Genomic DNA, 11,311 nt, shown 5'->3' with positions numbered 1-11,311 from the left:
TATGTTCAACCCAGCTAACGAAACGCACTTCAGCCTGACCGTTGAAGATTACGTAGGCGACCTGCAAGTCCTGTCGTTCACCGGCACCGAAGGCATCAGCCAGCCGTTTCGTTTCGACATCGAACTGGTCAGCGAAAACCCGGATCTGGACCTGGAAAAACTCCTGCACAAACAGGCCTTCCTCGCCCTCGATCCGCAGGGCTCGGGCATCCACGGCCAGATCTACCGCGTGGCCCAGGGCGATGCCGGCAAGCGCCTGACCCGCTACAAGGTTTCGCTGGTGCCGCAGCTGCAATACCTGCATCACCGCACCAACCAGCGCATCTACCAGCAGATGTCGGCGCCGAAAATCATCGCGCTGATCCTCGACGAGCATGGCATCAAGGGCAACGCCTACAGCTTCCAGCTCAGCCAGCCGTGCCCGGATCGCGACTACTGCGTGCAGTACGACGAAACCGATCTGCACTTCGTCCAGCGCCTGTGCGAAGAAGAAGGCATTCACTACCACTTCCAGCACAGCAAGAAAGGCCACCTGCTGGTGTTCGGCGATGACCAGACCGTGTTCCCCAACCTCGGCCAACCGACCGCGTATGTACAGGGCAGCGGCATGGTCGCCGAAGAACCGGTGATCAAAGGCTTCAAGCTGCGCCTGGAAACCCGCACCAGCCGCACCACCCGCCGCGACTACGACTTCGAAAAGCCGCGCCTGCAAATGGAGGCGGCGTACAAACCGGACGGCGCTCTCGATAGCAAAGACGCTGAACCGGATCTGGAAGACTACGACTACCCCGGCCGCTTCATCGACCGCGCGCGCGGCAAGTTCCTCAGCCAGCGCGCCCTCGAACGCCACCGTGCCGACTACCGCCAGGCCGAAGGTCGTGGTGACCAGACCAGACTGGTCAGCGGCCACTTCATGGAAATGTCCGACCACCCGCGCAGCGAGTGGAACGACCTGTGGCTGCTCACCGAAATCTTCCACGAAGGCAAACAGCCGCAAGTCCTCGAAGAGTCGGTCACCAGCGACACCACCGACAACAAGGACGACTTCCACCAGGGCTATCGCAACCGCTTCCTCGCCACCCCGTGGGACGTGTTCTACCGCCCCGCGCTGGAGCACCCGAAACCCCGCGTGCTCGGCAGCCAGACCGCCATGGTCACCGGCCCCAAAGGCGAAGAAATTCACTGCGACCAATACGGCCGCATCAAGGTGCAATTCCACTGGGACCGCGAAGGCCTGGCCGACGACAAAACCAGCTGCTGGCTGCGCGTCTCCAGCTCCTGGGCCGGCGACCGCTATGGCGCCATCTCCATCCCGCGCATCGGCATGGAAGTCCTCGTCACCTTCCTCGAAGGCGACCCCGACCAACCCCTCGTCACCGGCTGCCTGTACCACAAGGAAAACCCGGTGCCGTACGCCCTGCCGGCGAACAAAACCCGCAGCGTCTTCAAAACCCTCAGCTCCCCGGGCGGCGGTGGCTACAACGAACTGCGCATCGAAGACAAAAAAGGCGCCGAACAAATCTTCATCCACGCCCAGCGCGACTGGGACGAAAACGTCGAACACGACCAGAAGATTCGCGTCGGGAATGAACGTCACGACACGGTGGTGAAGAACAGCTACACCGAGCTCAAGGCAGAAGAACACCGCACCACCATCAGCGACCGCAAGATCGAAGCGCGGATGGACGACCACCTGACTATTGGCGAGAGCCAGCATGTGAAGCTCGGGACGGCGCAACTGACCAGTGTCGGGAAAGAGATTCACATCAAGGCTGGGGACAAGATTGTCATTGAGGCGGGGACTGAGCTGACGATTCTCGGCGGTGGCAGTTTCATCAAGCTCGATGGCGGTGGTGTGACGGTGGTTGGGCCGGTGGTGAAGATTAATGCTGGCGGGTCGGCTGGGTCGGGGACCGGGATCGGGATTAAGCCGCCGGTGCTGCCGGGGGCGGCGGATAAGGATAAGGCGGGGAGTTTGATGGATCAGGCGTTGTTGAATGCGCCGCCTGAGAAGGTTAAGCCGAAGGCTTTTTTTGTGTTTTCTGAGTGATCGACATGAATGGTTTTTTGAAGAAGAGGCACGGCTTCGCGGTAGCGGCGTTCACCGCCTCGCTGCTGAGCCTGTTTCATGGCAGCGCTTATGCAGATGAGTGTCCGTCTGAGGACTTTTCCCAGTTCCTGCCGGCGTTCTCTGCGAATGCTGAAACTCAGCAGCGGTTGACTGCGATGACGGTGAAGTCGCTGGTTTTGAAACCGGTGGGAGAACATGGTGTTTTTGAGCCGCAAACGACGGGAGTCAAGAGCTCCAATTTGCGGTTTCCGCTATTGGCGCCTGTCGGCACAGATAAGACTGACGGCGTAGAGGTCGAAGCGATTGACGAAAGTCATTTCAACGTTGTGGACAAGCGAGCAGGTAACAGCCACATCAAGATCTTCAACTTTTCTCGCCAAGCGTGTTGGGTGCTTGAGGGTGTTGAAGATTGGTCGATCAGAGAGAAAGATCTCGTAGAGGCGAGCAATGCCCACATGAGCGAGGCAGAGAACTTTTGCTTCCAGCGTGCAGAAGCCTTCAGAGGCCTGGGGGGGCTAGAGCAGTACCGACTCACAGGTGAGTTATTTGAAGCTTCTTTGGAAAACTACCTATGCGCAGCAGCTTCCGGTGATCCTCAGGCTAGTTTGAATGCTGCAAGTTTGAGCCTTTCTGGCATGGCCCCGCAGCTAGAAACTAATAAAGTTGAACAGCTATTCAAGGCAGCAGCGACCACTTTGCCTGAGGGTGCGATGAGCCTTTCGTTGTTTTACTGCGATGGAAACAATGTTTCCTCTGATGCTCCATGCCAGCATCCAGCAGAGGCTGAAGAAGCGTTGACGCAGGCGGCCCGTATGGGAGACGCCTTTGCAACAAATGCACTCGGTCGAGCCTTTGAAACTGGAGAACTGGTTACTAAGGACATGTCCAGGGCGATTGCCTGCTACCAACTCGCTGCTCAAAAAGGCAGCAAAGGGTCTATCGCACATTTGGAACGTCTGAGTAAGCAGCCTGCTGGAATTGCTAAAGCCAGCTATTGCTATTGATTATTGCAGGAAGCAGAAATGACAGAACCACTGGATTTATCTGGAAATTACACCAGCGCGAATTATAGCTATAAGGAGGGCGGGGATGGTTACGCCGTAGAGAATGGTAAAAAGGTTGTCGACTGTTCTCATATGGTTAACTTGTTGCTGACGGGGGCGGGCTACGAAGTTCCTTACCAGAATACCGCTGGGCTTAATAGCCAGGAAGCGCTCAAATATTACGATGTAATAAGCCCGGCTAATGTGAAGCGGGGAGATATCGTACTCTGGATTAATGCCACGTCAAATCATCAAAATAAGACGTTGAACCATACAGGTATTGTAGAAAGTTATGACAGTACGCTGGATTCTGAGTTTGGAGAATTCTTCGGAGCACAAAGTTCTGGGCCAGCCACTGCCAAATTCGGTGCCCTTGGGAAGGCTTGGTATTGGCCAGTGCCTACAAAATTCTTAAGGGTTAAAGAGTCGACTCGGACGGGGGGGGGAGCTCCAGCTCCCGCTCCCGCACCCGCAGCTGCAGCACCATTGATGAGTTTTCAATATCCATTCAGAAAACCAGATGGTAAGCAGTTCACTGGAGCAGATGAAGTATACAAAGCACTTGAAAACGAAACTTCTGGTCACTTCTTGCTTGGCAGTAATAAATTCTGGCATGGCGGAATTCATATCAGCAGTGCAAGTGCTCCGCAATGCGTATTAGATGAGCCAATACGCTGCATTGCAGATGGTGAGGTGGTTGCTTATCGGCTTAATAAAGACTATCTGGAGTCAATATTTGACGCCGGCGGTGATAACAAAAAACTAAAATATTCAAACTCATTTTGTTTGGTTCGGCACGAATATAAGTCCGCACCTAATCCAGAGGAAGGTGCAAATAAGAATAAGCAAAACAAGCTAGTATTTTTTAGTCTGTATATGCATCTTTTGCCTTTCGATCGTTATCCTTTGCCGTCTGCGGATGTACCTAAGCCCAAAGTAACGATGATGGTTGGTGATTTTAATGCATACGAGGAGCTTCCTGTATCCAGCAGTATAGTTTCTTTAGGTAAGTTGGCTAAAGGTACCAAGCTGGAAATTTTAGATCAAAAGCCTATTGCTGATACCGATCGTATATATGTTAAAGGCAAGATCATTTCTGGTGATGTGAAACTAGGTTCTCAGAAAACAAAAGAGGTAGGCGGTGAAGTTTGGTTTGCTTATTTGAAGGGCGGTGAGCCGTATAAAAATAACGCTGGCGATAGAATTTGGACTGCTGATAAGGTGCCGGAACGGGAGCGCCCTAATTATTGGCAGGGGAAAGTGAAGGGGACAGTTGTTAATAAACTTCCTCTTTATGAGGCCCCCCTAGATGCAAGCAATGGAAAACCGGCAGGCGCTCCGCACGGCACTATGCAGTTGATTATGAATAGTGTCGTGGAATTCGACAGTCAGAAGGTACTTAATTTAGTACTAGGCACGTCAGTGAAGCGAATGGCTGAATGTACTTTGATAAGTGGCGATCTGGTTGCTGCTGGAAATATACCGCCTAAATTTTGGGCGTGTGTCGAAAATACGCCGGAAAACAATGTGTTGAAGTGGAATGTAACTGAGCCGGCGGCTGTTGATTCTGTTTTAAATGTTGGTGTCGGAATTAAGGCAGGAGATCCGGTAGGGTATCTAGGCCAAATAGAAAATATTACTGAGGCAGGAGATGTCAGCGAGAAATTTCAGGTTCATGTAGAGGTTTTTACTGCGGATGCAAGTGTTGAAGATTTTTTAAAGAATACTGCTGGTTTGAAAACTGGGAAGAAGTATTTGTCCGTGGTAAAAGGCACCTCCCTTAGGCTAAAACCACCAGCGGCGGGAGAAGTGATTCTCAAGGAGTCGCACGCTATCGATTTAAGCAAGATAGCAATTTATAAGGACTCGCAAGAGTGGTACGAGGTTAATGTCAAAGACGAAGGTCAAAGCGTGGCTGGATTGATAAAAAAAGCCGGCGCGCCGTTAATCTCGCAGCATGATTGGGAGAAGCTCGGTTTTCAAGTAGTTGAAGAGTCGAACGCCACTGCTGATGGTTTTCTCGATCCGAACGATATGCCCATTTTCTTCAAGAAATTGTTTGATAAGATCGATAAGGACAATAATAAAGAAATAGATGCTTCAGAGTTGGCTGATGCGTTGAAGGATACTGATACGCGCTCCCAATGGTCAAAGCTTGTCGCCAGGCACCCAACTGAGTGGAAAGATAAGGCTAATCAACCAAAATGGAGTCGGCTGGATGATATTTTGGCTCATTCGCCAAAACTAAAAGCCCATGAGAAAGAGAGGATCGATAATCTTATCTTCTGGGAGGAGCTATCTGGAAAGGCTTCACCTGAAACCAGTCTGGTTTGGCATTTTCATCCTATAGAGTTTGTCTCAGGGTTTACCTCCTCTGTTTCGGAGCTAATTTCTTTCGATCAAATGAAGAAAATGTTTCCGGACTCTTCTGAGGAAAAGCGTGAAGAGGTTAGGGGGGTATTTAATAAGTATGCTGATCGTTTTGAAATCAACACTGCACCGAAAATGGCACAATTTTTTGCCCAAGTTAAAACTGAGGTTGGTAGTGCGTTGGTAGGAAAAGTGGAAGATCTTTGGTATTCCGCTGAAGCTCTCAGATCTAAGTTTGGAAGATATTTTAATACCTATCCTGCCGAAGCAGAATTGTATGGGTATAAACGTATTACGATGGCGCAGTATAATGCGTTAAGTCCCGCGGCGAAAAGTGCCTATACGATTAGAAAGAATAAGGCTTATTCTCAGTTTCCCAATGAAGATGAGATAGCAAAGCGTATCTATTGCTGCAACTCGGCTCAAGGTGCATTTGTGTTGACTGCGGGTGGCTGCGAAGAAGGTAAAAAATATAAAGGTAAAGGATTTATACAGCTAACATGGAAGTCGAACTATCAGGCGGTAGAAGACCGCTTAAAACAAAAAATTCCTGAAGAAACCATTGAAATGGTTTCTAATCCAGATCAATTGCTGGATACGAAAATAGGGCTCTTATCGGCTATGGGATTTTGGGATGTGAATAATATAAATAATCTAGTCGCACCGGACACGGATTCCACTAATAAAATTACGGAAGTTGTTAACAAGCATACTGACAGCTATGGGGAGCGCAGAACTAATTTTACCGCTATCTATCAGGAGCTTAATAAGTGATTAGTTCAAAAAATGTTTTTGGGCTACAGATTTTTTTGTTTGCAACTTTTGCTAGTCAGTTCTCGTGGGCAGATCCGAGCGAAGTTATTCCTTCTCCAGAAAGAGTAAAAAAAGAGCTTGCTATAAATTTGATTCCCGGAATGGGGGCTCAAAAGCTTATAGTTGAAAGGAATGATAATGCATCACTTCCCGATAGGTTAGTTTTGCTTGCTGATGTGTCGGGGGGAAGAAAAGTTATCTTTAGCGCAAGCTCCGCATTGGCTAAAATTAACAATGCTTATTCACCTAATAGTTTTGATGGCTTTGAAGTGTCGGTTCTTCAAGGTGTTGATAAAACTATAAGTGTTGTGGACTCTCAGGCGGAAACTTATACGTTTAATTCAGACTCGCACGTTGTAGGAGATGTTGTGAGCTTGATTACCAAAAAAGAAGATGAGGTCATACATAATTTTAACGTTCAGTTTCAATATGATGCCGCTCGTAAAATCGTTGCGGTTAGTCAGCTTGTGTATACAGTTAATAATGACTCTTGTGATCGGTCTCTTAAGAGTGCCTATGTTTTACCTGTAAATGACTTGATTTCTAGATCTCTCGTGAGTTTTGATGGGGCTGGTGCATTTGAGTATCTTCAGAAGTTAAATTTTGAAATTCAAGAAGGTCGAATTAAGCGGCAGAAGCTCATGTCGTCATTTGTAGTGTCGACAGCTGATCAAGCACTAGCGGCATTTAAAGGGAATGACAAAAACAAACTAATCAAATCTATGGGGGGTCTTGTTGCCGATGGGGGCGATAGCGAATCGTGCGCGCCTGAGAGTTATATAGCTGAGGCTTACTACTACCCTGATAAAGTTAGTTGGTCTAACGATCTTGGTTTTTTGTTTGCTGAGGCTGGGTACTATGCGGAATCTGTTGAGCTGCTAAAAAAAGTCATTTCTGAAAATCCAGAAAGAACGGTCGCCTACTTAAATATAGCGGATGCTTACTGGGCTCTAAGTCGAAAGGAATTAGCGGCGGAGAGCTACAAGAAATATAGTTCTATGATGCAGCAGTCAGGTAAGGTTGCGAAAATTCCAAAGAGAGTTGTGGAACGATCTGGCTCTTGACTATCTGGGGGCGATTGGAGCAATACAGCTTCGATAATACCCAGCGCTCATTTGGTTCGAAGGGTTCCTGGGAAGAGCTGATCAAGGTTTATGGCGTGACGAAGAGGCAGTTGCAGTCGGAAAGTCCGTCAGTGAAAAGGATCGACTATGGGCAGCCTTAAATGGGTGATGATAGTCATGAGCCTGTTCGTTTCTGCCTATGCCTTGGCTGAGAACATTCAGATCGTCGGGGTTGGCGGGCACATGTTGACGCTGAAGGATAAGAAATGGAGCAGGCCTGTTCCGGAGTCTGCGGTCGCCTCGTTTACCGCGAATGGCAAAACTTTCCCCCTCTATGTTTCCGACGTTGGTACCGAAGCGCATGACAATTGGCTAAGCCCTGACAAAAAAACAGTGCTGCTTCTTCAGACTCTGTATGGCGTTGTCATTGGTCAAGAGGGCGAAGAAATTCCAACAGAGGAGACGGGTTGCGGTGTCATTTCGATGGAGACCGGTTGCGTACTGAGTCAGCACGTAGCCACGTTTTGCTACGGCAAGTGGGAGGGCAACCGATGGACTTCCGGTGAGGGGGAGGTTCTTGACCTTGCCTTGACGACACCATCTCCAACGGATTTGTTGAATCAAGTCTCAAGTATTGAGATGTCGCAATCCCGCGTGGAAGAACTCGAATTCAATCTTCGCACTATAAGTCCAGACGCCTATATGGCTTGTCACCCACCGGCGCGGAATGTTCAAGCTCTCAACGACCTGGCCTTCTACTTGGCCGAGGGCGGTAACGATGAGCTTGCACTGAAGTTTTATCGCGGCGTTGAGGCCGTCGGTAAGCGCACCGTGCTGATGTTGAACATCGCCGATTCACTCTGGCGCCTTGATCGCAAAGACGAAGCGCAGCGTTATTACAGCCAGTACCGCGACGCGATGAGCGCCGACGGCAAGGCGCAGAAAATACCTCAACGCGTAGTTGAGCGATCCGTTATTCAGGGAATGAAAAATTGAATATGTTTGTGCGCTTTATTGCGTTGTCCTTAGGACTGCTGTCCGCTTCAGCCGCGCTCGCAGAGGACACTTGCAAAGTCATCACTGTGAGCTGGCAGTACGATGAGTGTGTGGAAGCCGATCGCAAGAGTGCCGACGCAAAACTCAATGCCAGCTACAAAAAGCTGATGGCGCGATTCGAATCTCGATGGAAGCCTGAGCCCGAGCAAGGAAAGGCTTACATGGCCATGGCCAAAGACTCGCAGCGGGCCTGGATCAAATTGCGCGATACCACTTGCCCCCTCGATGCCACGGATGTCGAACCCGGATCGCAGGCATATACCTTGGTGCTCAATAAGTGCATCGCCAGAATGAGTCTAGAGCGTGCAGCCTTCCTGGATGCGGTCGTTCCGGATGGTCCGAGTGAAGTGGTCGATGTCGCTAAGGTTTCCAGTTCTGCTTCGCAACGATACGGCGATGTGGTGGCTCGTTATGTCACTACGTTTGGCAGCCCCTGCCTCAATGTTCAGATCCTTGCGCCCGAGGGCAATTGGCGGGTGCTCTCCTCAAAACGGTTTTGCAGTTTTAACGGCAAATCGTTTTGGGATGGTTACGCCAGTGCCTTGTTTGAGGATCATGCATTCACTTCGGATGGTTTACAGCTGACGCTCAGCTTGTTCGAGCTTCGTGAGGAGGCAGAGAAGCGCCTCGCCTGTGTGATTCCGATTCAGAACGAGCAGATCAAAGAGCTGAAATGCGGCGCACCTGAGTCATCGATGAAACCATCAGCGTAAATATTTAGAAGATTGATCAGCAGGGAAGTGATTGGAATTGACCAGGCTTTCAAGTTGTTTTGGTGTGCTCGGGCTCATCGTCGGCTTGTCGACTCAGCCGGCATCGGCAAGCGACCCACAAACCATCGGAGAACTGCATCCTCCGGTGGTTGCTTCGTTGGGTGATCAAAAGATCACGGTGTTCTTTTTGAAGAACAATCTTAAGGATCAGGTCAGGGACGTGCACGTGCCTGGTGCCGAGATTTTCTACGCTCCCATGAATGCAGTGAAACCTTCGCTAAATTATGTGTGGAAGGTTGAGGGCGAACAAATTGCCTCGGTGTTCTTCTTCGAGCGCAAATTCCCTGAGCGAGCGGGGAAATCCATGTTTGTCCTGACAAAACACAAAGTCCTGCATGAGCATTTCGAAGGAGATTCCTATTCGGTGCTGGAACTTCCACTCTTCAAGGACGGCGATCATTTGGCTTTGCAGTTCTTTTGGGGTGACCCGGCAGACCCTGAGTTGCAGAACTGCCTTGACGGTATAAATCGGGAAGACGGCGTAGAAGTCGTGTGTGCCTACAAGGATGCAGCGAGTATCAAAAAGCGTCTGGCAGACCTTGATGCAAAGATCATTGCCGATTCGAAACTGCAAAAGGAGATCCGCCAGACAGCGTTAAAGACCGACGATGACGTGACCAGTGTTGCTTGCCCCTCACCCAACTTTTCAACGTTCCTCTCAGCCTTCTCTGAACGCGCGGACGTGCAGAAAGCCTTCGTCCAGCAGCCGCTGAAAATGGTCACGACCGTGGCCGGTGATCCCGAGCCCGAGATGCAAAAAAGCAGCCTCAGCGGCGATCAGCTCAAGTTCCCGATCATTCCGGATGCGGCGAAGCGAGAGGCCCAGGGCCTGACGTTGACCATCAAGGAAGAGCAGGGTGATCACGCCGTCGCCATCCTGCAGAAACCGGATACCGATTATGTCTTCGAGTATCGGTTTGTCCGTGGGCAATGCTGGCAGCTTGAAGAAGTCATGGATTACTCGCTTTGAAACAGGTGGCAAGTTGAAAAGATTAGGCTTGATCGCGTTATTGCTGTGTTCTTTCTCTGCGGTGGCGGGGCCGATGTTCCCGTCTCTCACGTCGTGCAGGGATGCTGACAGCGACTGTGCGCTGGCGCTGAAGGACAACTTTCTGGTGGACTCACACTCCGGGCAGCGTCTCTCCGAGATGGAGGAACCGGCAGGGGCGATGAGTGGCTTTTGGCTGTACCGAGATGGTGAACGCTACATCCTTCAGGAAGAAAACTACTCCCAGGCGAAGTCGCGTCGTTGGCTGGTTTTCACCTACGACAGCGGCAAAGTGGTGCTCGACGGCGCTTATGTTTTCTCGATCGACATTGATATGAACACCGGGCCCTACTGGCATGGCTATGACTGCCGAGGTGATGCCAAGCCGCTTGCCGTGCCAACGAAAGACTCGTTCAGTGAAGTCGCCTTGGAGGCGTTATGCGGGGAGGCCGAAGGCTGGGTCGTCTCGGGCGGGGATGCCAAGGTGCCGGTGTCGGCCAAGGGGCTGGCCGTCAGTGTTCCCGTTTATCACGCCCGCAACCGTGAGGGGTCAGCGACGTACCTGTTTGCTGAAAGCGATGTCCCGGATCTTTCGAAACTGGTTTGCCTGTCCAACTGTGCTGATGTCGCGCAAACGCCGGAGCGCGTTTCTCAGGAGACGGCGCTGTTGAAGGGCGGGCAGGATGAAACGTTGTGCTCGGATGACGAAGACATCTACTTCAGCTGCCCTTTGGAGGGCGGCAAGACGGTTTCCGTTTGTGCGCGGGGAAACAGCAAGCCCACGGCCGGTTCTGTTCAGTATCGCTACGGTGTGCCGGGGAACATCGAGATGGTCTACCCGAAGAACGCTACGCCACCCAAGGGCAAATTCTTTGTTGTAGATGCGTCGGAAGGCAGCGTGAACCTGAACATCATCAAGTTCAAAAGCGGTGCGTATACCTACCTCGTTAGTCAGGCCTTCGTGAGTTTTCTGACAGTGCTCAAGGAGGACAAAGTTGTATTCAGGCAGCGATGCGACTCAGGAAGTTATTCCTTCATAAACCGGGCGGCGCTTCTTGGGTTGGAGTCGCGACCCAAAAGCGCAGAGGACTTTCGTTAGTCGCTGCTGCCGAAGATCAGGAAAGGGGACTCAA

General features: G+C 50.9%; 8 protein-coding genes. All 8 read left to right on the top strand.

The window, feature by feature from the left end; translation table 11 throughout:
- Position 1: 1 nt before the first annotated feature.
- The 8 genes from CAG25_RS01620 to CAG25_RS01585 all read left to right on the top strand — a co-directional run bounded on the left by CAG25_RS01620 (position 2) and on the right by CAG25_RS01585 (position 11,277).
- The gene (locus CAG25_RS01620) at positions 2–2,050 is read left to right on the top strand and encodes a type VI secretion system tip protein VgrG (RefSeq protein ID WP_085690981.1); all 2,049 of its coding nucleotides are present in this window, start codon (positions 2–4) and stop codon (positions 2,048–2,050) included.
- A gap of 5 nt (positions 2,051–2,055) precedes the next feature.
- Complete coding sequence (locus tag CAG25_RS01615) at positions 2,056–3,075, top strand: tetratricopeptide repeat protein (RefSeq protein ID WP_085612092.1); 1,020 nt, start codon at positions 2,056–2,058, stop codon at positions 3,073–3,075.
- An 18-nt stretch (positions 3,076–3,093) separates the two neighbouring features.
- On the top strand, positions 3,094–6,258 hold the full coding sequence (locus CAG25_RS28745; protein ID WP_256575368.1) for a hypothetical protein: 3,165 nt from the start codon (positions 3,094–3,096) through the stop codon (positions 6,256–6,258).
- Positions 6,255–7,361 (top strand): M48 family metallopeptidase, encoded by a 1,107-nt coding sequence (locus tag CAG25_RS28145; protein ID WP_143492933.1) that lies wholly within the window; start codon positions 6,255–6,257, stop codon positions 7,359–7,361. The genes CAG25_RS28745 and CAG25_RS28145 overlap by 4 nt, the downstream gene beginning before the upstream one ends.
- A 147-nt stretch (positions 7,362–7,508) precedes the next feature.
- Complete coding sequence (locus tag CAG25_RS01600) at positions 7,509–8,357, top strand: type IV pilus biogenesis/stability protein PilW (RefSeq protein ID WP_085612090.1); 849 nt, start codon at positions 7,509–7,511, stop codon at positions 8,355–8,357.
- Positions 8,358–8,359: 2 nt separating this feature from the next.
- A complete protein-coding gene (locus CAG25_RS01595; RefSeq protein ID WP_085612089.1) occupies positions 8,360–9,130 on the top strand; it encodes a lysozyme inhibitor LprI family protein in 771 nt (256 codons plus the stop codon).
- Between the two features lie 31 nt (positions 9,131–9,161).
- The gene (locus CAG25_RS01590; RefSeq protein WP_256575366.1) at positions 9,162–10,160 is read left to right on the top strand and encodes a hypothetical protein; all 999 of its coding nucleotides are present in this window, start codon (positions 9,162–9,164) and stop codon (positions 10,158–10,160) included.
- On the top strand, positions 10,090–11,277 hold the full coding sequence (locus CAG25_RS01585; RefSeq protein ID WP_256575365.1) for a hypothetical protein: 1,188 nt from the start codon (positions 10,090–10,092) through the stop codon (positions 11,275–11,277). Before CAG25_RS01590 ends, CAG25_RS01585 begins: the two co-directional genes overlap by 71 nt.
- Positions 11,278–11,311: the final 34 nt, after the last annotated feature.

The sequence above is a fragment of the Pseudomonas sp. B16(2017) genome, from assembly GCF_002113205.1.
GTDB lineage: Bacteria > Pseudomonadota > Gammaproteobacteria > Pseudomonadales > Pseudomonadaceae > Aquipseudomonas > Aquipseudomonas pharyngis.
The sequence above is the reverse complement of the archived record's forward strand: the minus strand, read 5'-3'. Positions and strand labels throughout refer to the sequence as shown.